Raw genomic sequence first — 25,066 nt, 5'->3', positions numbered from 1 at the left:
TTTCCGCCGGGCCCCGCAGAGCCGGGGTCCGGCGGCACCAGTAACCGCATCAAGGCTAAATTCGCCGGGTCAATTGCCCTTGCACCCCTAATCCGGTAGAACCCTGCCTGAAAAAGGCCGGATTGTGCGGCAACAAGCTGTATGAATTCCAAGTGACTGTCGAGACGGGATCCTGTGCATGACAATGAAGATTGAGTATCGCGCCGGCGTGACAATGGGCGCAGTCATTGCTGCCGGCCTCGCACTTTCAGGTTGCCTTGGCCCGACCTATGGCACCGACAAGACGGCAACCGCGCAGCTGATCGATGATCTCGGCAATATTGCATCCATCGGATCCCCGCGGAAGGGCGCCGATATCGAGTACAAGCCGAGACCGGCGATCGTGACTCCGGCCGGGCCTTCCGACCTCCCTGCACCGCAGCAGAACGTGGCCGAAAACAACCCGCAATGGGTGGAGACGCCGGAACAGACCCGTCAGCGTCTGCGTGAGGAAGCGACTGCCAATTCAGGCAACACGGCCTACACATCACCCTTGGCCAGCAAGAGCGCTCCTGTCCAGCTCGAGACCGATGCGAGGGGCCGCCGCCTTGTGGGACGTGCAGCGGAAGCACCAGCGAGCATAGGCAGTGTTGCCGAGCAACGCAAAGCCTATCAGGATCGGCGTAACATCCAGAAAGCGACCTATTCGGATCGTCGCCGTTTCCTGTCCGATCCGCCTTTGACCTACCGCAAGCCTGCCGAGACCGCGCCGATCGGCGAACTCGGCGAATCCGAACGCGCCAAGGAAAAGCGCTGGAAGGAAGAAGCGGCCAAGGAAGGCACCGGCAGGCGCAAATGGTGGCCGTGGTAAGCGGTTCGCATTGATCAGATTGATGAGTTGAAATGCCCGGCCCGATGCCGGGTTTTTCCTTTTTGAACCGGCAGTTCAGCGGCGTTCATTGAAAAATGTTTTCAGCAGCGCCATGGCGTCCTTCGATGCGATATCTGGATAGACTTCGGGTCCGTGATGGCATGTCGGCTGGTTGAAGAACCGCACTCCGCTCGTCACCGCCCCTCCTTTTTCGTCCTCCGCCCCGAAATACAGCCGCCTCAACCGGGCAAAGGAGATTGCCGCCGCGCACATGGTGCAGGGCTCCAGCGTGACGTAAAGGTCCGCACCGGTCAGCCGCTCGCTGCCGAGGGTCTGCGCCGCCTGCCGGATGGCAAGAATCTCGGCATGGGCGGTTACATCGTTGAATTCGCGGGTGCGATTGCCGGCCCGTGCCAGCACGGTTCCGTCGCGCACAATGACAGCGCCAACGGGAACCTCGCTGCGGGCTGCGGCAGCGCGAGCCTCCGCGAGCGCCAGATCCATGTATCCCTTGCCGATCATCAACTGTCCTGCCGCAAAAAGACCATGCATGAACCCCCTTAACCCGGCACGTCCAACCTGATAGACAGCGGTTCAAGCGGCCATACCCCATGACAACAGAACCGATCTGTCGAACGACGTATCGCCAAACCAAACATGTTACAGTGCCGCGTGCGATCCTGGTGGAATGCAACACGCGCTGTAGAGGCAGGCAAACAGCAAATGACAGAACAAGACAAGCCCAAACGTGGCACTTCGAAACCCGGCAAGGCCGCGGTAGCTACCACGGACACCGCCGTCGAGAGCGGCCGCATCGCCAAAATCCTGGCGCGTGCCGGCGTGGCTTCGCGCCGTGATGTCGAACGGATGGTTGCCGAGGGCCGGGTCAAGGTCAATGGCAAGACACTCGAGTCGCCGGCCGTTGTCGTCTCCTTGTCCGACCGTATAGAAGTTGACGGCGAGGAAGTCGGTGGCATCGAGCGCACCAGGCTCTGGGTCTACCACAAGCCTGCGGGCCTGGTGACGACCAACAAGGATCCCGAGGGCCGCGAGACCGTCTTCGACCGCTTGCCCCGGCACCTGCCGCGAGTGCTCACTGTGGGTCGGCTCGACATCAACACCGAAGGCCTGTTGTTGCTGACCAATGACGGTGGCCTCGCCCGTACGCTGGAATTGCCCACAACGGGTTGGCTCCGTCGTTACCGCGTCCGCGCCTATGGCGACATTGACCAGGCCCGGCTGGATGAACTCAAGGACGGTATTGCCGTCGACGGTGTGCTCTACGGCGCCATCGAGGCCACGCTTGACCGGAAGCAGGGGCACAATGTCTGGATCACGATGGGCCTGCGCGAAGGCAAGAACCGGGAGATCAAGAACGTCCTCGGTGCGCTTGGTCTTGATGTGAACCGGCTGATCCGCATCTCCTTCGGGCCTTTCCAGCTTGGCGATATCCGCGAAGGCGATGTGGTCGAGATCAAGAGCCGGACGCTGCGCCAGCAGCTGGGCGAGCGCATGATCGAGGAATCCGGCGCCAATTTCGATGCACCGCTGAGCGAGCATGTTGCTCCGCCCAAGGCCGATCCCAGGCCCAAGCCGGCCGCCAAGCCTGCCCAGCGCGAATGGATTTCGGCCTCCGAAAAAACCGAACGTGCCCGCGCCCGCTTTGACACCAAGCCGGGACGTCCTGAACGCGACGGCAAACCCTTCGCCAAGGACCGCGACCGGACGGACCCCAAGCCGTACGGCACTTCCAAGGGTGAACGATCCGGCGCTGGCCGCAGTGAAGAGCCGGGGGGCAAGCCCGCCAAGCGCGGCTTCATTCAGCGCAGCCGTGCCTCCAATGTCTGGATGGCGCCGGGGGCGCGTCCGGTGAACGAGAGCAAAAAGGACGCTGGAGAACGCGGTGGCGAGCGCTCCCCAAAGGCAGCCCGTTCAGACGAACGTGCCGACACACGCCGCGGCAGCTTCCCCAAGGGCCGCACCAAGCCGCGGCCGCCGAGAGAGGATGTCGCGGAGCGCCCGACGCGCGATGTCAGGAAACCGGGCGGCAAGCCGGGCACGAAGCCGTCCGGCAAACCCGGTGGCGGCAAGACATCCGATCGTCCGTCCAGGGGGGCTGGCAAGCCTTCGGCGGGCGGCCGTCCATCATCTGACAACCGCGGTGGCAAACCGGCCTCCGGCAAGGGACGTGGACCCGGTGCGGATCGTCGGCGGTGAATTCCGCGGCCGGGGGCTCGCCGCACCGAAAACGCTGACCATCCGGCCCACCACGGACCGCAGCCGGGAGAGCCTTTTCAATATTATAAGCCACGCCCATCCGGCGGTGCTCGACGGCACGCGCGTGCTTGACCTGTTTGCCGGCACCGGCGCGGTCGGCATCGAAGCCCTGTCGCGCGGCGCGCGCTCGGCGCTGTTTGTCGAAAGCGGTGTCGAGGGCCGGGGCATCATCCAGAAAAACATCGAGACATTCGGACTTCAGGGACGGGCCCGGTTGTTCCGGCGCGATGCAACGAAACTCGGACCTTCTGGCACAATGGGCGCTTTCGACCTGGTCTTTGCCGATCCGCCCTACGGCAAGGGCCTGGGCGAGCGGGCACTTGCCTCGGCTTCGCGCGGTGGTTGGATCAGGGAAGGCGCACTGGTGGTGCTCGAAGAAGAAACCGCAGCGGATCCGGATCCCGGAGGTGGTTTCGAGCTGCTCGACAGCCGCGCTTTCGGTGACACGGTGATGCGCTTTTTCCGCTATACTGTGCCGCACTCGTCCGTTGGTCGATCAATCTCCGCCGTTGCCACGGAAAGCAGGCATGACCATGAGTGATGTCAAACCCCTCGTGCCGGAGAAGCCGGCCCGATCTTCCGATCCCACCGTCGCAGTTGCCTTCGGCGGCGGCGGCGCGCGGGGGATTGCCCATATCCATGTCATTGAGACTCTGGATGCGCTCGGCATCAAGCCTGTTGCAATCGCGGGCTCCTCCATCGGCGCGATCATGGGGGCCTCGATGGGCTCGGGCATGTCGGGAGAGGAAATTCGTGCACACACGCTGGAAACGGTGGGGAAGCCGGGCAACGCCTTCAGCCTGATCTGGAAGGCCCGGCCGCGCGGTGTGAAGACCGCCATGGAAGGCGGGCTTCGTCTGGGGCAGTTCAATGTCGAACGCATTCTCGAGGCGTTCCTGCCCGATACGGTGGCGCGGCGGTTCGAGGACCTCAAAATTCCAACCAGGATCATGGTCACGGATTATTATGGCCATTGCGCCGTGTGTTGCACGAAAGGCGACCTGCGCATGGCAATTGCCGCCTCGGCTGCGATACCGGCCGTGTTTCGCCCGGTGGCAATCGAGAACAGGATCATGATCGACGGTGGCATCTTCAATCCTGTGCCGTTTGACCAACTGGCGGGACAGGCCGACATCGTCATAGGAGTTGACGTGGTCGGTTTGCCCTCCGGCATCCCCGGACAGCCACCCTCGACGGTCGACATGATGTTCGGCGCCAGCCAGTTGATGATGCAATCCATTATCGAGATGAAGCGCCAGGCTCACCCGCCGCAAATTTTGCTCAGGCCCGAGGTGCACCAGTTCCGCGTCCTCGATTTCCTCAAGGCGAAGGAGATCCTGGCCGGATCCGCGGGAGTTGCTGAACAGCTCAAACGTGACCTTGACGCTGCCTTCACGTTCTTCAAGTAAAACCTAAAGCGTGGATGCCTTGCCGCTGGTGAAGGCTGACTGGCCGGCAGGCGGTGACCGAACCACAAGTTCGTCCCGGTCGCCGCTGTCCCTTTCCTCGATCTTGTTGATGACCCTGAAGCAGACGATGATGGACGCGAGCCCGAACACCACCGCACCCAGTCCGTAGCCGGCGAGCGCGCCCTGTGCACCATACCAGAGCGATCCGAGCCAGACGAAGGGAATCACGCCAAGAGTGGAGCGGCTCCAGTTGAACACGGTCGAGTAGAGCGCATAGCCGAGATTGTTGAACGCCGCGTTTGCCACGAACAGCATGCCGTTGAACACGAAGCTGCCGGCCACGAAGAGGCAGAAGAAGACGATCACTTCCCGTGCTTCACCGGTGGCGCCAAAGAGATCGGCGATCTGGTTTCGGAACAGCGCCAGCACAGCCCAGGTGACAAGCGTGTAAAGAGTGATGAAGATCAGGCTGTCGCGCATGGTCGAAATCAGCCGGTCATAGCGTTTGGCACCGTAGTTCTGGCCGAGAATCGGGCCGACAGCCCCTGAAAGCGCGAACAACGTCCCGAAAGCCACCGGGATCAAACGGCCAACGACGGCCCAGCCGGCAACGGCTGCATCGCCATGCTCAGCCATCGTGGTGGTGACAAAGGTATTGCCCACCGGCGTGGCGATCTGCGTCATCAGCGCCGGCAAGCCGATGCCGAGAAACGGCCGGATCTCGTGTTTGAGAATTTTCAGCGACGGCATCGCGACGAGATTGTGAATCCGTATCAGTGAATAAAGGCCGATACCGATCAGGGCAAAACGCGAAATCACGGTGGAGATCGCCGCGCCATGAATGCCGAGATCGAAACCGAAAATGAAAATCGGGTCGAGCACTGCGGTAAGCGCCCCGGCGCCTAGCGTCACGTACATTGCCCGTTTGGCATCCCCTACTGCACGCAACAGTGCAGACAGACACATCCCGATCCCGAGGATCGGCAAGGATGGCAGCACGATCTGCATGAACTCGGTTGCCAACTCTGCCGTCTGGCCTCTTGCACCCATCATCCGGACCAGATCGGCCAGGAAGGGATAGGTCAGCGCCACGGAGCTGGTCATCAGAATCAGCATATAGGCGATCGAGGCGCCTGCGATCTCGCGTGCCTCGCCGCGGTTTCCCCGCCCAAGCGCGCGAGCCGTCAGCGCAGTGGCGGCGATCGACAGGCCGATGGCGATCGAGGTGGAGAAAAACAGAAGCGTCCCGGCATAGCCGATGGCGGCTGCCAGTTCCTGCTGGCCGAGCAGCGATATGTAGAAGAGATTGAGTGCGTCGACGATGAAGACCGCGACCAGACCGATCGAACCGGTTGCGGTCATCACCACGACGTGACGCATGGTCGAACCGGTTACAAACTTCGCAGGTTCGGCGGGGCGGGCCGCTTGGGCGGGCGCCGCCGCCTTGCCGTTGGTCATGAGGCGAAGACCTGTCCGAGATCCGCAAAGCCCTTGAATTCGAGCGCATTTCCGGAAGGGTCACGCAGGAACAGTGTCGCCTGTTCGCCGGGCTCACCTTCGAAGCGCAGGGTCGGCTTCATGATCCAGTCAATTCCCTCGGCGGCTTCGAGCCTGGCAGCGAGTTCCTTCCAGTCCTTCATCTCCAGCACCGCGCCGAAATGCGGGATCGGCACGGAGTGACCGTCGACGGTCCCCGTGGCCGCGCCGGTTCCGGCATCAGCACGAACATGGCCGGACATCTGGTGGCCGAAAAGATCGAAATCGATCCAGTTCTCGGTGAACCGCCCCATCGGGCAGCCAAGCACCTCGCCATAGAAACGGCGGGTTTCTTCAATGTTTCTGATCGGGAATGCAAGATGGAAGGGCGTCATGTAATCTCTTTCTTTCAACCTGACTTTCACGCAGGGTCGGATAGCGTGATATCCTCTTTAACGGGTTTGTCCAGACGTTCGGATTCCCGTTTCGGCTTGATCAACGGTTCCGGCGTGACCGGACGCGTGTGCAGTTTTTCACGTCCCGCCAGAAGTCCCTCGACAGCCTGGATTGCAAGCCGCTCCTCGTCGCGGTGCCGTACATCCTCACTGATGGCCGCTGCCTGGTCTTCCGAGGTGCCGAGCGCTTCAAGCGTCTTGCGGCCGAACAGCATTCCAGATTCAAATGTTTCCCGCGCTTCGTAATCTATCCCGCGGGCGCGCAAGGACAAGGTATGGGTGCGGTCATAGGCTCGTGCGAAAATCCGGGCGGTCGGAAACTCGGCCTGAATCAGATCGACGATCCTGTCGGTGATCTCCTGCTTGTGGGTGCAGACGGCAACGATCTTGGCGCGTTCGATCCCGGCAGCCATCAGAACGTCCTTGCGGGTTCCGTCTCCGAAATAGATCTTGAAGCCGAATTTCGAGGCCGAGCGGATACGGTCGGCTGACTGATCGATGATGGTCACATCCGATCCGCCGGCGAGCAGGATTTGCGATGCGATCTGGCCGAAACGAGAAAAGCCGATCATCAGGACATCGGACCCCGCACCGGCGAAATCCTCGTCCATCTCCTCGTCTGCAACCTCTCGCATAAGCCGGTTTGCCAGCAGTGCCGCTAGGGGCGTCAGAGCCATCGAGATGGTGACGATGGCAACCAGCAGCGAAGCGGTCGACGCGGAGAAGACGCCAGCGGCGGCGGCAGCGCTGAAGATCACAAAGCCGAATTCGCCGCCTTGCGGCAACAACCCGGCAATCTGGACACTGGTGTTGTGGCTCGAGCCGAAGGCGCGACATGCGCCGTAGATCACAAGCGCCTTGATAATCATCAACACAGGCACGGAAATCAGGATCAGGACAATGTTTTCGCTGATCACACTAAGTTCGAGCGAGAGGCCCACGGCCATGAAGAACAGGCCGAGCAAAATGCCGCGAAACGGTTCGATATCGGCCTCGAGCTCATGCCGGTAGGAGGATTCAGCCAGCATCACACCCGCAATGAAGGCCCCCATCGCCATTGATAGCCCGGCAAATTGCATCAGTGAGCCGGAGGCAAGCACCACGAAAAGTGCCGCCGCGATCATCGCTTCCTTGGCGCCGGTTCCGGCGATCACCTGGAAAAGCGGGTTGAGGAGGTACTTCCCTGCAGCCAGCAAGGCCACGATGGCGCCGACGGTGATGGCGATGTCAGTCAAGATGGAACCGCCGCCGTCACTGGTTGCCGGCGCGACAAGCGGAACCAGGGCAAGAATCGGCACGATTGCCAGATCCTGAAACAGCAGGATCGAAAAGGCCTGTTGCCCGTATCGGGTATTGAGGTCTCCGCGCTCTTCGAGAATCTGGATGCCGAATGCGGTTGACGATAGCGCCAGCCCGAAACCTATGACCACCGCTGCGGGCCAGGGTTGTGCGCCAAACACCACTGCGGCTGCGACCAAAGCCAGTGCCGACACCAGAACCTGCACCATCCCGAGGCCAAAGATATCGCGCCGCAACTGCCACAATCGCGAGGGTTTCAGCTCCAGCCCGATAATGAAGAGCAGCAGTACCACGCCCAGTTCCGCAAAATGCAGGATTTCCTCGCCGTCACTGATGATCCGCAGCAATGGGCCAATGACGATGCCGGCGGCCAGATATCCGAGAACCGTCCCGAGCCCGATCTTCTTGAACAGCGGAGCCGCGACCACTGCTCCGCACAGCAGTACGAGACCTTGGGTATAAAGGTTGGCTTCGTCTCCAGCCATTCGGCGTGTTCCTTCGTCGTTTAACGGCCGGCTTGGACCATGTTGGGCTTGATGCTTGACGGTCTGGACAATACATGAGAGCCAAGTGAAAGGCCAAATACCATGAGTGATACACAACAAAGCGAAGGTTTGCTGGCGAAAGCCGAGCGACTTATCGGGCACGCCCGTTCCGCAGGCGCTGACCAGGCCGACGCCGTGGTTGTGCGCAGCCGCTCCCGGTCAGCATCGGTGCGTAACGGTCAGGTCGAGAACACCCAGTCGGCCGAATCGGATGATTTCAGCCTCAGGGTCTTTGTCGGGCAGAAGGTCGCGACCGTCCATGCCGGGCAGGGGGGCGATGAAACGGCCCTCGCCGAACGTGCTGTGGCCATGGCCCGGGTGTCTCCGGAGGATCCGCATGCCTGCCTCGCCGATGCTGAGATGCTTGCCAGTTCCTGGCCGGATCTCGATCTGTTCGATCCGACCGAACCCTCCGCCGACAGCTTGATCGAAGCTGCGATGACAGCTGAAGCTTCGGCATTGGCGGTTCCTGGCGTCGCAAGCTCCATCGGTGCCGGTGCGGGCACCGGCTTGTACGGCATGGTTCTGGCCACGTCGCACGGGTTTTCCGGCGCCTTCCAACGCTCCGGATTTTCTCGCTCAGTCAGCGTGATTGCAGGCGAGGGCGTCAAGATGGAGCGCGATTATGATTTCGACAGCCGCGTCTTTTTTGCCGACCTCGAAGATGCTGCAGCGATTGGCCGCAGTGCCGGCGAACGCGCCGCGGCAAAGGTCAATCCGCGCAAGGTCAAGACCGGCTCAAACGTCACCGTGGTCTTCGATCCCAGGGTGTCGCGTGGTCTGATCGGTCATCTCGTGTCTGCAATCAATGGTGCCTCGGTCGCGCGAAAGACCTCTTTTCTCAAGGACATGATGGGCAAAAAGGTTGCCATCGACGGGCTCACCCTCCTCGACGACCCGTTTGTTCGTCGTGGCCCTAGCTCGCGCCCGTTCGACGGGGAGGGCTTATCTGTCGGCCCGCTGACGATGGTCGAGGATGGTGTGTTGCAACAATGGTACCTGACCACGGCCGTGGCGCGTGAGCTCGGCCTTCGGAGCAATGGACGGGCAAGCCGCGGCGGCGGTGTGTCGCCCTCCTCCACCAATGTCATCGTCAGTCCGGGCCACCAGACTGCTGAAGAGCTGATTGCCTCGGTCGGCACCGGGTTTTACGTCACCGAACTGATCGGCCAGGGTGTCAATGGCGTCACCGGCGAATACAGCCGCGGGGCTTCCGGTTTCTGGATCGAAAACGGCAAGCTGAGTTTTTCAGTCTCGGAAGTCACGATCGCATCGAACCTGAAGGACATGTTCAAGCGAATGACCCTCGCCAATGACATCGATACCAGGTTCTCGATCGCAGCGCCCACCATTGCGGTGGAAGGCATGACCCTTGCGGGTGAGTGATGGCGGATGGCATCGTGACATATGCCGATGATCTCGACCTGATGGTCGAGGCATCGCTTATGGCGGCCGATATTGGAATGTCGCATTTCCGAAAGGATCCCGAGGTCTGGTATAAAAACGAAGGGCGATCGCCTGTCAGTGAAGCCGACATCGCAATCGACAAGCTTCTCAAGAAGGTGCTGCTGACGGCCCGTCCGGACTACGGCTGGTTGTCGGAAGAACTCGAGGACACCGAGCACCGGCTTGCCGACCGGCGCGTTTTCATCGTTGATCCGATTGACGGCACCCGCGCCTATGTCGGCGGCCGCTCCGACTGGTGCGTCAGCGTCGGCCTGGTTGAAGACGGCAAGGCTGTGGCCGGTGTTCTGGCGGCTCCGGCGCGAGGAGAAATCTGGAGGGCGCATTTGGGCGGCGGGGCCTTTCTCAACGATGAACGCCTCCTCGCAAACGATCCGGGGCTAGAAGAGCGGTTGAGGGTTGCCGTCCCGGACATTGTTTCAAGGGAAATGCGGCGTGGAGCCGAGGCCGGGCTGGACAAGGTTGCAGGCGGCCCGTCGCTGGCGCTCAGGCTGGCAGCTGTTGCGCTAGGCGAATTGGACGGGGTGTTCGTTCGGCCCCAGGCCAGCGAATGGGATCTGGCCGCAGTTGACGTAATGCTCGCCGAAACCGGACATGTCCTCGTCGATCGGGCAGGCCGGCACATGCTCTACAACCAGCCAGATCCGTCGCGCGGGCTTTTGCTGGCCGCATCGCACCGGCAGGTGCCGGATCTGCTGGGCCTGCTGCAGTCGTCTGCGAGCCATTGACCTTTTAGCCGAATTGCCGCAAACCCCGTCCTGATCAATGATACCGTTTTCTGGAGTGATCCCATGGCTGATGGCAGAGAGAAACAGCTTCTGCACCTTGTTTTCGGCGGCGAGCTCGAGAGCTTGGAATCGATGAATTTCAGGGATCTGGATGCACTCGACATCGTCGGCATCTATCCCAACTACGCTGCGGCCCATGCGGCCTGGAAATCGAAGGCGCAGATGACAGTGGACAACGCCCATATGCGCTATTTTATCGTGCATATGCACCGGATGCTTGATCCGCATAGCGAAAGCAAAACCGCGTCCTGAGACGTAAGCGAAAGACGAGATGATCAAACCGGACGCCGACAGCGCGCCACAGCTCAGGCAGCTCGGCGAGACCTTCACCAGGAGGCGTCTGAGCAAGAGGCTGTTGCAGTCGGAACTGGTTCAGCGGACCGGTTCGGCACTGATCGGCTGGGCGCTGGGGGCAATCTGGCGAAGCAACCGCGACAACGGCACCTCGACGGATTGGGAAACCATGCTCGATGGCGAATGGCCGGCGATTTTTGCGCTGTGGCATGGACAGCATCTGCTTGTCCCCTATGCCAGCCCGTCGGACAGGAAATTCACCTCGCTGGTCTCCCGCAGTGCCGACGCCGAGATCAACGCCCGGGTTCTGACGCGCGCCGGCATCGATGTGATCCGGGGCTCGGGCGGGCGTGAATCCTCGCGCACCGATACCGGCAAAGGTGGCGTCAAGGCGCTGATCTCCATGCGGACCGCGCTCAAGCGGGGCGTCAACGTCGTCATGATTGCCGATATCTCCAAGGGCGAACCGCGTCGGGCGGGGGAGGGCATCGTCACCCTGGCAAAGATTTCCGGCCGGCCGATCGTGCCTGTGGCGCTGGCCACCAGCCGGCGCCGGGTGCTTGAAAGAACCTGGGACAAGACGACCATTAACCTGCCGTTCGGGACACGCAGTGTACGGCTGGCGCCGCCGATCTATGTAGACCCGAAGGCAGGCGAACAGGAAATGGCGGATGCGCGATTGAGGGTGACAGCGGAACTCAATCGCGTCACCGAGGAAGCCATGCGGGCCGTCGGGGGCGCCACATGAGCCGCGGCTGGGCACGGGCAGCGCTTGTCGGCTACCGCTGGTTCGGCGCGGCTGTCTATCCGTTACTTGGACCTTATCTCGCCATCCGTGCGGCCAAGGGCAAGGAAGAGCGCGCCCGTCGCAATGAACGCTATGGCCGCTCGAAGATTGCCCGTCCGGTAGGGCCCTTGGTCTGGTTCCATGCTGCCAGCGTCGGCGAGACCACGGCCGTCGTACCCCTGATCAATGAAGTGCGCCGCCGCGGAATCGCAGTGGTGCTGACCACAGGGACCGTGACATCGGCCGGCGTCGCCCGCGAGCGGCTTGGCGACAATGTGGTTCACCAGTATGTCCCGCTCGACCTCAAGCCCGCGGTCTCGCGTTTTCTCGACCACTGGAAACCCGATCTCGCCATCATTGCCGAATCCGAGATCTGGCCGATGACAATCCTCGAGCTGGGTTCGCGGCGGACACCCCAGGTTCTGGTCAATGGCCGCCTGTCGGACCGTTCCTTTGCCCGCTGGAGCAAGCGGCCGAGCCTCGCAGACGCCCTTTTCGAAAATCTTTCGCATGTGGTGGCGCAATCCGACCTCGATGCCGAAAGGTTTCTGGCGCTCGGTGCCCGCCCGGTCTCGGTCTCGGGGAACCTCAAGGTCGACACCACTGCCCCGCCCTGGGATGCAGAAGAGCTCGCCAAGCTCAAGGACCTTATCCGGGAGCGGCCGACCTGGGCGGCAATCTCGACCTTCGAGGGCGAAGACGAGATCGCAGCGGCGGTCCACAAGTCCCTCACATCACGTCACAAGCAACTTACCCTGCTGGTTCCCCGCCATCCCGAGCGCGGCGATGCGATCGAGACTATGTTGAAGGAAAGGGGCCTGAAGGTTGCACGCCGCTCCCGCGGTGAGCCGATCGAGCCGTCGACCGATGTCTATCTCGGCGACACCATTGGCGAGATGGGTCTCTATCTCAATCTCACCGACATCGTCTTCGTCGGCAAGTCGTTGAAGGGCGGCGGCGGGCAGAACCCGCTCGAACCCGCGATGCTCGGTTGCGCCGTGCTGTCGGGCAGCAACACCGAGAATTTCCGGGAAAGCTACGCCCGCCTGCTCAAGAACGGTGGCGCGCGCTATGTGCGCGATGGCGAGATGTTGGCAAAAGCAGTACATTTCCTTCTGTCCAATCCGCAGGCCCGCAAGACCATGGCGGAAGGCGGCGAAAAGACCCTGCGGGACATGCGCGGTGCCCTCAAGTCCACCATTCGCGCGCTTGAACCTTACATCAATCCCCTGACTGTAAAGGCCCGGCTGCTACCGCGTGACAACGAGAACACGGAGAGCCGCGGAGGGGGGCAATGGTAAGCGAAGCCCCGCCGTTCTGGTGGCAGTCTTCCGGCATCCAGTCGGCGTTTATGTCGCCCTTCGGCTGGGTCTATGGCCGTGTCGCGCGCCGCATTATGGACAACAGGGTGCGCAAGGCCGTTGCCGTGCCGGTCATATGCGTCGGCAATTTCACCGTCGGCGGATCCGGCAAGACACCCACGGCGCTGGCGCTGGCCAGCGCGGCGATTGACCGGGGATTGAAACCCGGCTTTCTCTCTCGGGGCTATGGCGGCAGTGTGCACCACGCCAAGGTAGTCGATCTCAAGACGGATACGGCACGGCTTGTCGGCGATGAACCGATGTTGCTCGCCGCAAAGGCAAAAACAGTGGTCTCGCCCAACCGCGCGGAAGGTGCCGATCTTCTGGTAAGCGAAGGTGTTGATCTCATCATCATGGATGACGGTTTCCAGAGCGCCCGGCTGGTTTTCGATCAGGCGCTTCTGGTAGTCGATGCCCGCCGCGGCATCGGCAATGGCTGCGTCTTTCCCGCCGGTCCGGTCCGGGCGCCGGTAGTCGATCAGCTTCGACACGCCGATGCATTGATCGTGGTGGGCGAGGGAGATGGCGCCAATCCCGTGATCAGGCTGGCTGCGCGGGCCGCCAAGCCGATCCATCTCGCCCGCTTGCAGCCCCGCAATGGTGCAAAGTTCAGAGACCGGAACTGCCTGGCTTTTGCCGCCATCGGCGACCCCGAGAAATTCTTCCAGACGCTTGAGGATGCCCATGTCCGCCTTGCGCGGTGCAAGAGCTATCCCGACCATCACCCGTTCACGGACGACGAAGTCAGGGAACTGCTTGCGGAGGCCGAGCTCTATGGCCTCCAATTGATCACCACCGGCAAGGATTATGTCCGCCTGCAGGCCGGACACGGCAATTCAGCGGATCTGGTGGAGAAGACATCGGTCTTGGAAATCGACCTGGCCTTCGACAGCCCTCATGTACCGGGTGCGATAATTGAGGCGGCGCTTTCAGCGTTCAGGCGGCGCCGCGGATAGCAACACTGCAACGCGTCAGTGTCGGGGCAGCCGTCCGGCACGCTGCTCGGCGGTCGTCGAGGCGTTGACATCGACATAGGGTTCCTGCCGTTCCACGCTCCAGTATTTCAGCTCTTCGATCGGGATCATGTTTCCGGTGATTGCGCAGATCACGTGGTTGCCCGGCATCAGGATCTGAAAGTCGCCGTCGAGATAGCGGATTTTTGCCGGACGCTCGCCGGGGCCTTCAAAACGGTTCATGCAGTTTGCTCCGGTTTCAATGTGGGCTGTTTTATGCTGTTTCGGCCCGAAATTGCAAGATTTGCAGGTCGATGGAAGTGCCGGTGACCCTTCAACGACGCGAGAACAGTTTCTCGATGTCGCTGAGCTTCAACTCGATATAGGTCGGGCGGCCATGGTTGCACTGTCCCGAACCCGGCGTCCGTTCCATCTCGCGCAGTAGCGCATTCATTTCCTCGGTCACCAGCCGCCGCCCGGATCTGACCGAACCGTGGCAGGCCATTGTCGAGGCCACAGCCTCAAGCCGGTCGCGCAAACCGGTCGAGCTGTCCCACTCTGCGATTTCGTCCGCCATGTCGCGCACAAGGCCCGCCACATCGGTTTCGCCAAGCATTGCAGGGGTCTCCCTGACTGCGATTGCGCCGGGACCGAACCGTTCCAGCACAAGCCCGAACTCTGCCAGATCATCAGCGCGTTCTGCCAGCCGGTCGCAATCATCTTCCGGCAGATCGATGATTTCAGGCAACAGCAGGATCTGCGAGGCCACCTTGCCTGTCCGTAGTGCCGTCTTGAACCGTTCGAACACAAGCCGTTCATGCGCTGCATGCTGATCGACAAGCACCAACCCGTCACGGGTCTGCGCCACGATGTAGTTCTCGTGAATTTGCGTTCGCGCCGCGCCAAGCGGGTTGTCGACGGTAGAACGATCGGCTGAGCTGTCGTCCGACCGTGCCGAAGGCATGGCGGTTGCGGCAATCTCCGGCTGGGCTGGTTCGGAAAAGCCTGTGCCGGCGCCATTCAGAGGCCGTGACGGCGATGTCGTGGCTTGCCAGCCTCCAGCCGGGCTTCGTGAAGCATAGCTTCCGGCAAAGCCTGAACGAACCGGCTCAACTGGTGCGTTCCGGCCGGCATCCTCCGGTGAACGGAAGGCCTGCGCAAGACCGATACTGGCCGACGGTGAAGCCCTGTCTCCGCCTGCAAGCAGTGCCTGCCGGATTGCGCCGATGATGAGACCGCGCACCAGGCCCGGGTCCCTGAATCTGACATCCGACTTGGCGGGGTGAACGTTGACATCCACCAGGGCGGGATCAAGCGTGATCCACAGGACGGCCACCGGATAGCGTCCGCGCGGCAGAGTGTCGGAATAGGCCGCGCGAATGGCGGTCAGGATCTGCTTGTCCTGCACCGGGCGGCCATTGACGAAGGCATATTGCGACAGCGAGTTCGCCTTGTTCCAGGTCGGCAAGCCGACATGGCCGGCCAGGCCGACGTCCTCACGGGCCGCATCCAGCGCGATCGTGTTGGCGGCAAACTCGTCACCCAGAACCTGGGCGATCCGCGCCAGCCTGTCTTCACCCGTCGCCGGCAGGTCCAGCGTCGATCGGTCCGGACCCGACAACGTGAAGCGCACGGCTGGAAAGGCCATGGCAATGCGCCGAACGGTTTCCGTAATTGCCGCGGTCTCGGCGCGGTCCGACTTGAGAAATTTCAGCCGTGCAGGTGTCGCGAAGAACAGATCGCGGACTTCAACCGTGGTTCCCTGATTGGCGGCTGCCGGTTTGAGCGGTGCCAGAACGCCACCTGTCAGCGATACCTCGTTGGCATGCGGCGAGTTGTGCGGACGCGATCTCAGCGTCAACCGAGCGACCGAGCCGATGGAGGGCAATGCCTCGCCGCGGAACCCGAGCGTCGATATGTCGTCGAGACGCTGATCGATCTTGGAGGTGCAGTGGCGGCGGACTGCCAGCGTCAGATCATCAGCGTCCATACCCACCCCGTCATCAATGACACGAATGAGCGCTTTGCCTCCGGCGGCCGTCGCAATCTCGATCTTGCGGGCGCCGGCATCGATTGCGTTCTCGACGAGTTCCTTGACGACGCTCGCCGGCCGCTCGATGACTTCGCCGGCGGCAATCTGGTTGATCAGGGTTTCAGGCAGTTGGTGAACGCGCATGGTCTCATGTTCAGGGATTCGGGCTGCAGCGCAATGTCTATCGGCCAAATGCAGCGGGAAAATGAGCGTTTGTGGCCATTCTGGGAACTGCTGGTATATCGTGGTTAAGCGACGCTTAACCCTCCGATGACATTGTACAACTCTGCGACGGCACTCGCCCTATTATTGGGTAAAGTCAATACAGCAGAAAGGATCGCACAGTGCGGTCTTTCAGTGAATCCCGCGCGACAGTTCGGGCATCGGATCGAAGTAGGATGGCGTTGAACGAAACCGATAGCCGACATACCGGTCATGAATTTGGGAACATTGAAGCTCTCGCTTCAGTGCTCGATGCCGCGATCATGATTTTCGATCGCAATGATACGCTTATCGCCGCGAGCTCCCAGTTTTTGCGCTTCTTCGACATTGCACCGGATCTGCTCCAGCCCGGAACCCGTCTGCGTGACCTCTTCAACGCGACATTTGACACCGGGGCCCGGGTGCTGGGCTCTCTCAATGGCAAAGTCCGCAATGTCTCCCGGGAAGACTGGATCGCCGAACGAACCGCCATTCACTGGCGCGAACGTTATGAAAGCGTTGAACAGCTTCCTGACGGGCGTTGGATACAACTCAGAAAACGCCGGATGGCGGACGGAACTCTGATTTCCACCATCCAGGACATCACCGGACAGAAGGTCAGGGAAGAGGAAGTCAAAGAAGCACTCCGGCAAGCAGCACTGGTCCATGTAATTCTCGACAGTCTTCCCAGCTCGGTGATCGTGAAGGATTCCGAGCTACGCTATCTCATGGTCAACAATGACTTTTGCCGGGTGTTTGGTCTGCCACGCCGGCAGATCCTCGGCAAGCGCGCCGCCGATCTCGTCGGACCGGAACTAGCCGCCCGCTTCGAGAAACTTGAACGTCGTGTGCTTGAAACCGGTGAGCCGTATGACGCGCTTGAAAACATCTACGGGGCCGACGGCACGATAATGACTTGCGTCACCCGCATGCGACGGTCGGGGTCGCCCGACGCCTATTTTGTCACCGTTTCCTTCGACAACATCAGGGCCCTTACCGAAACAGGGCCAGTCGAGGCAAATGCTCTCGAAGCGCCGGCAGCAGCAGGCGAGGCTCCCGTTGTTATGGAGCCGTCCCATTTCCGACCCAAGGGCCGCATTCTGGTGGTGGACGAGGATCATGAGCGCTCTACCGATCGCGTGACCGCGCTGAAGCAGGCCGGATATGATGCCGTGGCCACCGCGAGTGCAGATGAAGCCATCGCCTTTTTGGATATGGCGAAATCCATGAATCTCAAGGTCTGTGAGGTGGAAATCTCGGACCGGCTCGGCTCGGCCTTGTCAGCCAGCGGCAAGGTCGGAGATCACCGGGTGCTGAGCCAGGCTCTCGAAATACGGGCCGCTGCAGCCACAGCAAACGCTGCAGTTCCGGCGCCACTTGCTGTCCGGCCTTCGCGGCCACCTGCACTCTCGGTGGTTACTTCCGCACTTCCCCGGCCGGATGACAGCCTTGCCCAACCCGAACCAGCCAGCCAATCTCCTGCAGCGCCAGAACCGACCAAAGCCGATCCAGAGCCAAGCCGTGATCGGGTCCGGGTACTTGTGGCCGAAGACAACGATGTCAATCAGATCGTGTTCGAACAGATACTGGAGAGCATTGGTGTCGATTTCCGCATCGTCAACAACGGCGAGGAGGCGGTTGCCGCCTGGCGGGCTTCCACACCGGATCTCATCCTGATGGACGTCTCGATGCCGGTGATGAACGGACTTCAGGCCGCTCAGGCCATTCGAGATGCAGAAGCTGGCGAAGCTGACAGGGCGGGTCATGTGCCGATTATTGCCGTGACAGCCCATGCGATGGGAGGGGATCGCGATCGCTGCCTCGCAGCAGGAATGGACGATTATCTGTCCAAGCCGGTCAACCCCGAGAAGCTCGAGGCCCTCATTGAGAAATTGGTCGAGCCGGGGGAACGGTTTCGCGAAGTCGGCTAGGCAGACTGGAGCTGGGAAGCCCCAATGGCTCTCACCTGTGATACAATAGGATAATATTAAGACATCTGACGCATCCTGTTTTCCAAAAGTTACATTGATTACGCGGATCCACTTTTGTTGATGACTCCTGAAGATACAGATAGGGACGCTTTGTCTCCGAATCCGAATGCTGTAGCTTACACCGATCCGCTGACCGGTCTGGGAAACCGCCGCCGGCTGATGGACAAGATCCGCAAACTGGCCTCCGAGCGCGCCGACGATCCCGCCCCTTTCACCATAGGAATTGCCAATATAGATGGGTTCAAACCGATCAACGATCTGTTTGGCCATGCCGCGGGCGATGAGATCCTTTGTCAGGTCGCTCACAGGCTGCGGGCGTGCTTGCCCGATGGCGGCTTCGTTGCCCGCATCGAGAGTGACGAGTTCGCCTTTATCCTGCCACTGGTGTTCGAAAAGAAAGGTGCCGAAAAGATCGGCCGCATGTTCAAGGACGTGTTGTCGGCACCCTACGACCTCGGCGACCGTAACGTCCGTCTCTCGGCCTCCTTCGGCTTCGCCGTCTACCCGTTTGCCGGCGAACAGTTTGCCGAACTGCTCAAGAGTGCCGATACGGCCCTTTATCGCTCCAAGCGTCGCGGCCGTGGCCAGATCACGGTCTATTCGGAGGAAATCGCTGAAGAAATGCGGCGCGGTACGCAGATTGAGCAAGCGCTGCGCAGGGCAATCATCGCCGATGAGGTGGCCGTCCATTTCCAACCCATTGTCGATCTGGCCGATGGATCGATCGAGGGTTTCGAAGCCTTGGCGCGCTGGACCGACAAGGAATTGGGTTTTGTGTCACCGGGTCTCTTCATCCCGCTCGCCGAGGAGCGCGGCTTTATCGATTCCCTGACTGAGACCCTGCTCAAGAAGGCGGCCGAAACCGCCAAGCACTGGCCTCCCGAGTTGTTCCTGTCCTTCAACCTGTCGTCCGCGCAGCTGATCGACCCGGCGACCGCATTCAATATGCTGGCAATCATCAACCGCGTCGGTCTTGATCCGCGACGGCTCGAACTGGAGATCACCGAAACGGCGATGATGACCGATCCTGAAGTGGCCGCAAAGGTGGTCAACGAGCTGCATAGCGTCGGCATCCGGGTCTCGCTTGATGATTTTGGCACCGGCCAGTCCAGCCTCGGACGGCTGCGTGATTTTACCATCAACAAGGTCAAGATCGACCGGAGCTTCATCAGCGAGATCACCATCGATAAATCCGCCGAACATATTGTGCGGGCCATTCTGATGATGTGCGAGGGACTGAATCTGAAGGTCATTGCCGAAGGCATAGAGACTGAAGAGCAAGCTGCTAAGCTGCGTGAACTCGGTTGCAAGTCGGGCCAGGGCTGGCACTACGGCAAGGCTGTTGACGCCACGGCCACCTTCGCCCTGATCGAAGCCGAGGAACTGGCCCGCGCCAGCGCCACCCGGTCCAGCCTGCTCATCCGCTGACAGCACGGCCCTGCTTCGTCAGCCAGTTGAGAACCAGTTTGGTCTGCGTCGACAGCATGCGCCCCTTCGGCCAGATGACATAGAATGCAGCGCCGGTTTCTAGCCGGTGGGAGGTCACCTTCCGCAGCAGGCCCGATGCCAAAAGCCGGCCGGTGAGATGTTGCCAGCTTAACGCCACGCCCTGTCCTTCCATCACCGCCTGGATGACGAGCACATAGTCATTGATGGACAGTCCACGGTGCGCCTTGCCTGCATCGACACCAGCGCTCTTGAACCATTGTTGCCAGTCGCAGGCACTGCGGAACGGTTCTTCGAGATGAATGAGCTTGTGCTGCGCAAGCTCGGAGACGGTTTCCGGCGTCCCGTGCTTCTCCAGATAGGCGGCACTCGCAACCGCTTCAATGATTTCGTCCGCGACCAACGCGCTGTCATAATCCGGCCAGTCCTCCGGCCGTCCACCCCGCACGCCAAGTTCGATGTTCTCGTTGCGAATGTCGAGATCTCGGTCCGCGGTCTGGATCCGCAGGTCGATGTCTGGCAACTCGTCCCGTAACCGGTGCAGCCGTGGCAACATCCACAGCGAGGCAAATGCGGTCGAGGCCGCAAGCGTAACGGTGTTTGCCCGGCCATGCCCGCGGATTTCCTCCGCCGATTTGCGGATATGGCTGAGGCCAAGCGTCACGTCAGAATGGAAGCGCCGTCCAGCTTCCGTCAGCGTGACGGCGCGGTGGATACGGTGAAAAAGGGCCGTGCCGAGCTGGTTTTCTAGAGAGCGGATGGCATAACTCACCGCTGCCTGGGTCATGCCCAGTTCCCTGGCAGCCCTGGTAAAGCTGAGCTGCCGTCCGGCCGCCTCAAACACGATAAGATTGCCGGCGGAGGGCAAAAGGCGACGCAGGTTATCCATAAGCTCACTTTATCCAACACACGGAAATTTTCCAGCATTACAAGATCTGACGATGCTCTTAGGCTCTGGTTCTGGAGGATACGCCATGGCAATTGTCGAGACCGCAGAACCGCCCGTTCCACCGGTGACATCTCGCACCCGCCGACGCGAGCGCGCCGGTGGACGCGATGGTCGGCGATCGTGCCAAACCGCGGCGGCGCCACACCGGGCTGCCCCCTACATCGTCCGCAACATTCCGACCTACGATATACTGGATGAAGAAAACCTCGTCAGGATTGAAGAGGCTGCAGACCGCATCCTGGCTGAAATCGGCATCGAGTTCCGCGATGATCCCGTAGCCCTTCAGCACTGGAAGGCCGCAGGTGCACATATCGACGGTCTACTGGTGAGGTTCGAGCCGGGAATGCTGCGCGAGATCCTGAAATCGGCGCCAAAAAGTTTTACCCAGCATGCCCGGAACCCGGCCAACAATGTCGAGATTGGCGGCAGGAGCGTTGTCTTCGCCCCGGCTTATGGTTCGCCCTTCGTGATGGATCTGGACAAGGGCCGCCGCTACGGCACGATCAAGGATTTTCGCAACTTTATCAAGCTCGCCCAATCAAGCCCTTGGCTTCACCATTCCGGTGGCACGATCTGCGAACCGGTCGATGTCCCGGTCAACAAGCGACATCTCGACATGGTTCATGCGCACCTGAAATACTCCGACCGCTGTTTCATGGGGTCGGTGACCGCGGAAAGCCGTGCCGAGGACTCGATCGAAATGGCCCGGATTGTCTTCGGTCGCGATTTCGTCGACCGGAACTGCGTCATCCTCGGAAACGTCAATGTCAATTCGCCGCTGGTCTGGGACGGAACCATGACCAACGTGCTGCGTGCCTATGCCCGCGCCAACCAGGCGGCCGTTGTCGTTCCCTTCATTCTCGGCGGTGCTATGGGGCCGGTCACCAGTGCCGGCGCTATTGCGCAATCGCTGGCCGAAACCATGGCCGGTTGTGCTCTGACCCAGCTCGAACGCAAGGGCGCGCCGGTGATCTTTGGCAATTTCCTGTCGTCCATGTCATTGAGATCCGGTTCGCCCACCTTCGGCACACCGGAACCCGCCATCGGTTCGATGGTCATCGGGCAACTGGCGCGGCGGCTCGAGCTGCCGTTGCGCTGTGCCGGCAACTTCTCCAATTCCAAGTTACCCGATGCCCAGGCCATGAATGAAGGCACCATGTCGATGTTGTCGGCTGTGCATTGTGGCGCAAACTTCATTCTTCATTCCGCAGGGTTTCTGGACGGGCTTCTGTCCATGTCCTACGAGAAATTCGTCATGGACGCCGATTTCTGTGGTGCACTCCACTCCTATCTTGCCGGTGTCGTGGTTGACGACAATTCGCTGGCGCTGGATGCATTCAGAGAAGTTGGCGTCGGCAAGCATTTCCTCGGCTGCGCGCATACGATGGAGAACTACCAGACAGCATTCTGGGATACGGCCGTGGCCGACAACGAACCGTTCGAGAAATGGGACACGGCGGGCCAAACCGATGCCGCCACGCGCGCCAATGCGCGCTGGAAACAGACCCTTGCCGAATACCAGGCTCCACCGATGGATGTTGCAACCGACGAGGCGCTCGCCGAATTCGTTGAACGGACCAAGGCAGATCTGGTTGATGCGTGGTACTGAAGGCTGCCCGCTAACCTGCATCCGCCACTGACGTGACCGCCACACCGGAGGGTTCGAGCATGAGGTCGCCCAGCAAGGGCTGACCCTTCCAGCCAAGAGTGGCCAGGTCAAAGGTCTCGGCACCGTAATTGATCGCAAAGACATGGTGCCCGTGCCTGCGCAGGCGAACACCGTCCGGCAGGTTCTTCATGACAAGTCCTGCCCTTCCAGCCAGCTGACCCGCGACTGATTTTATGAGCGCCTGCTCGGGCCAGCCGCCGAGATAGGTGACGTTGCCCTGGGCAACCACCGCCGGGACACCGTCATCCGCCGTAAGCAGCGTCTCGGCATCCTCTCCGGGCTCGAGAAATTCCCGCCAGAACTGGAAGCCGCCATCCTGCGTCACTGCAACCGGCGTGTCGGCGCGCAAGGTTTCGATGCGGTTCACGCGCAATGCCAAAATATCACTCGGCAAGCCCGGGGGCAGGGAGGCGGGAATGGCAAAATCAGCGGTCTTCGACCCCGTGCGCGGCCCGATCAGCACTTGCCCGTCGCAGTCGCGGATTGCCATCACCAGATCGTCAGACCAGGCAAACAGCCCGGGAATGAGCACCAGTCCGTATCCATCGAGGCTCGGGGCACTGGCCGGAATTATGTCCACCGACAGCCCGAGTTGCCGCAGGCAGCGGTAAAAGTCGAACACCAGCCGGAAATAGTCGAACTCGCGGCCCTGCGGCTGAATTTCCCACGCCCAGGCAGACGGGTAATCCATTACGATCGCCACATCGGCCTTGCCGGGCAGCGCATCAAGAGCGGCATCCAGCGCGGCAAGCTCCGAGGCCACCTGCGCCGCCTCGCCAAAACCCTCAGCCTCGGTCGAATCCGGTCGCAGCAGGCCCGCATGCATCTGCTCCTGTGCGAACGGCGCCTGCCGCCAGCGAAAATAGCTCACGGTCTCCGCACCATGCGCGAAGGCCTCCCAGCTCCACAGCCGCACCATGCCGTCGCGCGGGGCTGGGTTGTGCGGCGCCCAGTTCACCGGCCCGGGCTGCTGCTCCATCACCCACCAGCGTCCCTGCGAGGTGGCGCGGTAGAGGTCGTGGTGAAAGGCTTGAAAGTCTGGATCGCCAGCGCGCGCAAACTGCCGCTTCCATTCATCGCCCTGGTCCGAACGGTCCTCGAGAAATCCGAGTGGATAGGAATCCCAGCTCGAAACATCGAGATCAGCACCGACATCGAAATGATCGAATGCCAGTGTCCGGCCCATGAAATTGTGAATTACGTCCCGGCCCGGCGAATGCGCCCGGATGATGTCCGCCTGCGCCTTGTTGAAGCGCACCACCATGTCCGAGGCAAAACGCCGGAAATCCATGACATGCGACGGATTGGCCTCGGTCACGGTCAGGTTCGGCAGTTCTATCTCGTCGAAATCGCCGATCTCCATCGACCAGAAGACATTGCCCCAGGCCCGATTGAGCGCGTCAGGTGATTGGTACTTGCGTTGCAGCCAGGCCTTGAAACCGCTGCGGGCGGCAGGTGAATAGGACAGTGTGGTGTTGTGGCAGTCATACTCGTTGTCGGTCTGCCATGCGCATACACCCGGATGCTCGCCAAACGCTTTTGCCAGCGCCAGCGTGATGCGCTTGCTTTCTTTCAGATAACCCTCATGCGAAAAATCATAATGCCGGCGTGAGCCGAACTTGCGCACCATGCCGTCGGCTCCAATGGGCAGCATGTCCGGCATCTCGTCGACCAGCCATTTGGGCGGTGTCGCGGTCGGTGTTCCAAGCACCACTTTCAGGCCCGCACGATGTAGCGTGTCGATGGCGCGCTTCAGCCAGTCGAAATCGTAAGCGCCGCGTTTCGGCTCGAGCCGCGACCAGGCGAATTCGCCGATGCGGGCATGGGTGAGCCCCAGCTTCGCCATTCGCGCGGCGTCTTCAGCCCACTGTGTCTCGGGCCAGTGTTCGGGATAGTAGCAAACGCCCAGCGTGCGGTTCATCTCAGGTAACGTTCCAAAAGTCAGAGGATGTAGTCGGGCTCGAACCGGCCCTTGACCGGGTGGTCGAGCAGGAAGGTCGAGCCGGCATCCGGATCATCTGCAAGCTGCTCGGTTGACAGGCCTTCGCGTGCAGAGGTCACGATCAACCGGTCGCGGTTCTCACCAACGAATGCCGGACATGTTGCCTGGCCCGGAGGCACCTGCAGTGACCTGATGCGCGTGCCGTCAGGTGCGTAGGCGTCAACGCGGCCACCGCCCCAGCGCGCGTTCCAGATGGTGCCGTCCGCATCGCAGACCGCGCCATCAAGCCCGCCATCTTCACCGCGGTGGTCATGGAACACGTCTGGTGATCCGGTAGGCAAACCGGTTTCAGGATCGATTGCGACACGCATCAACCGGCCATCCATCGTGTCGGTGAAATAGGCGAGCGCTCCGTCGGGCGAGAAGCAGATCGCGTTCGGAATGCTGATGTCCGGGTAGAGCCTGGTCACCGCGCCGCGCGCCACATGATAGATCGCACCGGCGTGTTTCTCGGCGTTCTTGCCCATGGTGCCAATCCACAACGCGCCGCTCTGATGCACCCGCCCGTCATTGGAACGTGTTTGCGCATTGTCCGCCTCGATCGGCGTGATCAGTTCCAGCTCACCCGTCGTCACATGGCGAAGCTGCAGCCCGGTCTCGGTGGCAATGATCTGGCGTGCGTTGTCGACCCGCGCCAAAACGCTGCCCATCACCGGCAGCTCATGCATTGTGGCTTCGTCCGACGCGAATTTGTAAGCAATCAGCTTGCGGCCGACGATGTCGAACCACCATGCGGTGCCGGTATGCGGATCATAGGTCGGCCCTTCGCCAAGCCGGCAGGCCGGTGCATCGAGTTTCCGGCCTGAAAACTTTGTCAT

General features: G+C 61.2%; 20 protein-coding genes and 2 pseudogenes. 13 read left to right on the top strand and 9 right to left on the bottom strand.

Features of this window, described 5'->3' with window-relative positions; genetic code table 11:
- Nucleotides 1-178 precede the first annotated feature (178 nt).
- Nucleotides 179-850, top strand: coding sequence for a hypothetical protein (locus CRO46_RS16180; RefSeq protein ID WP_097108841.1), 672 nt, complete (start codon nt 179-181; stop codon nt 848-850).
- A 75-nt stretch (nt 851-925) separates the two neighbouring features.
- On the opposite strand, the gene CRO46_RS16175 is transcribed toward CRO46_RS16180, so the two are convergent.
- Nucleotides 926-1,372 (bottom strand): nucleoside deaminase, encoded by a 447-nt coding sequence (locus CRO46_RS16175; RefSeq protein WP_097108840.1) that lies wholly within the window; start codon nt 1,370-1,372, stop codon nt 926-928.
- A 201-nt stretch (nt 1,373-1,573) separates the two neighbouring features.
- Between CRO46_RS16175 and CRO46_RS16170 the strand changes: the two are divergent.
- The 3 genes and pseudogenes from CRO46_RS16170 to CRO46_RS16160 form a co-directional block, all read left to right on the top strand.
- Nucleotides 1,574-2,581: pseudogene (locus CRO46_RS16170) on the top strand (pseudouridine synthase); the annotation flags it as partial.
- A gap of 466 nt (nt 2,582-3,047) precedes the next feature.
- Nucleotides 3,048-3,596, top strand: a pseudogene (rsmD, locus tag CRO46_RS16165) (16S rRNA (guanine(966)-N(2))-methyltransferase RsmD); the annotation flags it as partial.
- A 64-nt stretch (nt 3,597-3,660) separates the two neighbouring features.
- Nucleotides 3,661-4,536 (top strand): patatin-like phospholipase family protein, encoded by an 876-nt coding sequence (locus tag CRO46_RS16160; RefSeq protein ID WP_097109040.1) that lies wholly within the window; start codon nt 3,661-3,663, stop codon nt 4,534-4,536.
- A gap of 3 nt (nt 4,537-4,539) precedes the next feature.
- Here CRO46_RS16160 and CRO46_RS16155 read toward each other — a convergent pair whose 3' ends face one another.
- Genes CRO46_RS16155 through CRO46_RS16145 form a run of 3 tightly spaced genes read right to left on the bottom strand, consistent with a single transcriptional unit; the run spans nt 4,540 to nt 8,251 of the window.
- Nucleotides 4,540-5,994, bottom strand: a complete 1,455-nt coding sequence (locus CRO46_RS16155) for an MATE family efflux transporter (RefSeq protein WP_097108838.1) — start codon at nt 5,992-5,994, stop codon at nt 4,540-4,542.
- Nucleotides 5,991-6,407, bottom strand: coding sequence for a VOC family protein (locus tag CRO46_RS16150; RefSeq protein WP_097108837.1), 417 nt, complete (start codon nt 6,405-6,407; stop codon nt 5,991-5,993). The genes CRO46_RS16155 and CRO46_RS16150 overlap by 4 nt, the downstream gene beginning before the upstream one ends.
- Nucleotides 6,408-6,433: 26 nt before the next feature.
- Nucleotides 6,434-8,251, bottom strand: a complete 1,818-nt coding sequence (locus tag CRO46_RS16145) for a monovalent cation:proton antiporter-2 (CPA2) family protein (RefSeq protein WP_097108836.1) — start codon at nt 8,249-8,251, stop codon at nt 6,434-6,436.
- A gap of 102 nt (nt 8,252-8,353) precedes the next feature.
- On the opposite strand from CRO46_RS16145, the gene CRO46_RS16140 reads away from it, so the two are divergent.
- The 6 genes from CRO46_RS16140 (at nt 8,354) to lpxK (ending at nt 13,961) form a co-directional block, all read left to right on the top strand.
- Nucleotides 8,354-9,697 (top strand): TldD/PmbA family protein, encoded by a 1,344-nt coding sequence (locus tag CRO46_RS16140; RefSeq protein WP_097108835.1) that lies wholly within the window; start codon nt 8,354-8,356, stop codon nt 9,695-9,697.
- A gap of 14 nt (nt 9,698-9,711) precedes the next feature.
- On the top strand, nt 9,712-10,503 hold the full coding sequence (locus CRO46_RS16135) for a 3'(2'),5'-bisphosphate nucleotidase CysQ (protein ID WP_179759093.1): 792 nt from the start codon (nt 9,712-9,714) through the stop codon (nt 10,501-10,503).
- Nucleotides 10,504-10,566: 63 nt separating this feature from the next.
- Entirely contained in the window at nt 10,567-10,815 is a 249-nt protein-coding gene (locus tag CRO46_RS16130) for a DUF4170 domain-containing protein (protein WP_097108833.1), read from the top strand.
- A 19-nt stretch (nt 10,816-10,834) separates the two neighbouring features.
- Complete coding sequence (locus CRO46_RS16125; protein WP_097108832.1) at nt 10,835-11,605, top strand: lysophospholipid acyltransferase family protein; 771 nt, start codon at nt 10,835-10,837, stop codon at nt 11,603-11,605.
- Entirely contained in the window at nt 11,602-12,945 is a 1,344-nt protein-coding gene (waaA, locus tag CRO46_RS16120) for a lipid IV(A) 3-deoxy-D-manno-octulosonic acid transferase (protein ID WP_097108831.1), read from the top strand. Before CRO46_RS16125 ends, waaA begins: the two co-directional genes overlap by 4 nt.
- Nucleotides 12,939-13,961, top strand: a complete 1,023-nt coding sequence (gene lpxK, locus CRO46_RS16115) for a tetraacyldisaccharide 4'-kinase (RefSeq protein WP_097108830.1) — start codon at nt 12,939-12,941, stop codon at nt 13,959-13,961. Before waaA ends, lpxK begins: the two co-directional genes overlap by 7 nt.
- A gap of 15 nt (nt 13,962-13,976) precedes the next feature.
- On the opposite strand, the gene CRO46_RS16110 is transcribed toward lpxK, so the two are convergent.
- Together CRO46_RS16110 and mutL are read right to left on the bottom strand one after the other, a co-directional pair.
- Nucleotides 13,977-14,201, bottom strand: a complete 225-nt coding sequence (locus tag CRO46_RS16110) for a DUF2093 domain-containing protein (protein WP_097108829.1) — start codon at nt 14,199-14,201, stop codon at nt 13,977-13,979.
- Nucleotides 14,202-14,292: 91 nt separating this feature from the next.
- Nucleotides 14,293-16,134, bottom strand: coding sequence for a DNA mismatch repair endonuclease MutL (gene mutL / locus CRO46_RS16105; protein ID WP_097108828.1), 1,842 nt, complete (start codon nt 16,132-16,134; stop codon nt 14,293-14,295).
- Between the two features lie 254 nt (nt 16,135-16,388).
- Here mutL and CRO46_RS16100 point away from each other — a divergent pair, with 254 nt between their 5' ends.
- Nucleotides 16,389-18,122, top strand: coding sequence for a response regulator (locus CRO46_RS16100; protein ID WP_097108827.1), 1,734 nt, complete (start codon nt 16,389-16,391; stop codon nt 18,120-18,122).
- Between the two features lie 120 nt (nt 18,123-18,242).
- Entirely contained in the window at nt 18,243-19,610 is a 1,368-nt protein-coding gene (locus tag CRO46_RS16095; protein WP_097108826.1) for a putative bifunctional diguanylate cyclase/phosphodiesterase, read from the top strand.
- Here CRO46_RS16095 and CRO46_RS16090 read toward each other — a convergent pair.
- Entirely contained in the window at nt 19,600-20,517 is a 918-nt protein-coding gene (locus tag CRO46_RS16090; protein ID WP_097108825.1) for a LysR substrate-binding domain-containing protein, read from the bottom strand. The two genes, CRO46_RS16095 and CRO46_RS16090, sit on opposite strands and share 11 nt — an antisense overlap.
- A gap of 85 nt (nt 20,518-20,602) precedes the next feature.
- Between CRO46_RS16090 and CRO46_RS16085 the strand changes: the two genes are divergently transcribed.
- Nucleotides 20,603-22,186, top strand: coding sequence for a trimethylamine methyltransferase family protein (locus CRO46_RS16085; protein WP_097108824.1), 1,584 nt, complete (start codon nt 20,603-20,605; stop codon nt 22,184-22,186).
- A 10-nt stretch (nt 22,187-22,196) separates the two neighbouring features.
- On the opposite strand, the gene CRO46_RS16080 is transcribed toward CRO46_RS16085, so the two are convergent.
- Together CRO46_RS16080 and CRO46_RS16075 are read right to left on the bottom strand one after the other, a co-directional pair.
- A complete protein-coding gene (locus CRO46_RS16080) occupies nt 22,197-24,167 on the bottom strand; it encodes a beta-galactosidase (RefSeq protein WP_097108823.1) in 1,971 nt (656 codons plus the stop codon).
- A gap of 20 nt (nt 24,168-24,187) precedes the next feature.
- Nucleotides 24,188-25,066 carry an SMP-30/gluconolactonase/LRE family protein gene (locus CRO46_RS16075; RefSeq protein ID WP_097108822.1) on the bottom strand — a complete coding sequence of 293 codons (879 nt, stop codon included), beginning with the start codon at nt 25,064-25,066 and terminating at the stop codon, nt 24,188-24,190.

The sequence above is a fragment of the Parahoeflea halophila genome, assembly GCF_900220985.1.
GTDB classification, from domain to species: Bacteria; Pseudomonadota; Alphaproteobacteria; order Rhizobiales; family Rhizobiaceae; genus Hoeflea; species Hoeflea halophila.
Note: the sequence above shows the minus strand (reverse complement) of the source record. Positions and strands in the feature narration are given on the sequence as shown.

Excerpts from the sequence above, each read along its gene's own strand:
- CRO46_RS16100 (WP_097108827.1), top strand. The coding sequence starts at position 16,389 with ATGGCGTTGAACGAAACCGATAGCCGACATACCGGTCATGAATTTGGG.
- CRO46_RS16125 (WP_097108832.1), top strand. The coding sequence starts at position 10,835 with ATGATCAAACCGGACGCCGACAGCGCGCCACAGCTCAGGCAGCTCGGC.
- CRO46_RS16150 (WP_097108837.1), bottom strand. The coding sequence starts at position 6,407 with ATGACGCCCTTCCATCTTGCATTCCCGATCAGAAACATTGAAGAAACC.
- CRO46_RS16085 (WP_097108824.1), top strand. The coding sequence starts at position 20,603 with ATGGCAATTGTCGAGACCGCAGAACCGCCCGTTCCACCGGTGACATCT.
- CRO46_RS16180 (WP_097108841.1), top strand. The coding sequence starts at position 179 with ATGACAATGAAGATTGAGTATCGCGCCGGCGTGACAATGGGCGCAGTC.
- CRO46_RS16075 (WP_097108822.1), bottom strand. The coding sequence starts at position 25,066 with ATGACAAAGTTTTCAGGCCGGAAACTCGATGCACCGGCCTGCCGGCTT.
- CRO46_RS16130 (WP_097108833.1), top strand. The coding sequence starts at position 10,567 with ATGGCTGATGGCAGAGAGAAACAGCTTCTGCACCTTGTTTTCGGCGGC.
- CRO46_RS16110 (WP_097108829.1), bottom strand. The coding sequence starts at position 14,201 with ATGAACCGTTTTGAAGGCCCCGGCGAGCGTCCGGCAAAAATCCGCTAT.
- CRO46_RS16090 (WP_097108825.1), bottom strand. The coding sequence starts at position 20,517 with ATGGATAACCTGCGTCGCCTTTTGCCCTCCGCCGGCAATCTTATCGTG.
- CRO46_RS16080 (WP_097108823.1), bottom strand. The coding sequence starts at position 24,167 with ATGAACCGCACGCTGGGCGTTTGCTACTATCCCGAACACTGGCCCGAG.
- CRO46_RS16155 (WP_097108838.1), bottom strand. The coding sequence starts at position 5,994 with ATGACCAACGGCAAGGCGGCGGCGCCCGCCCAAGCGGCCCGCCCCGCC.
- lpxK (WP_097108830.1), top strand. The coding sequence starts at position 12,939 with ATGGTAAGCGAAGCCCCGCCGTTCTGGTGGCAGTCTTCCGGCATCCAG.
- mutL (WP_097108828.1), bottom strand. The coding sequence starts at position 16,134 with ATGCGCGTTCACCAACTGCCTGAAACCCTGATCAACCAGATTGCCGCC.
- CRO46_RS16140 (WP_097108835.1), top strand. The coding sequence starts at position 8,354 with ATGAGTGATACACAACAAAGCGAAGGTTTGCTGGCGAAAGCCGAGCGA.
- waaA (WP_097108831.1), top strand. The coding sequence starts at position 11,602 with ATGAGCCGCGGCTGGGCACGGGCAGCGCTTGTCGGCTACCGCTGGTTC.
- CRO46_RS16095 (WP_097108826.1), top strand. The coding sequence starts at position 18,243 with ATGACTCCTGAAGATACAGATAGGGACGCTTTGTCTCCGAATCCGAAT.
- CRO46_RS16175 (WP_097108840.1), bottom strand. The coding sequence starts at position 1,372 with ATGATCGGCAAGGGATACATGGATCTGGCGCTCGCGGAGGCTCGCGCT.
- CRO46_RS16160 (WP_097109040.1), top strand. The coding sequence starts at position 3,661 with ATGAGTGATGTCAAACCCCTCGTGCCGGAGAAGCCGGCCCGATCTTCC.
- CRO46_RS16145 (WP_097108836.1), bottom strand. The coding sequence starts at position 8,251 with ATGGCTGGAGACGAAGCCAACCTTTATACCCAAGGTCTCGTACTGCTG.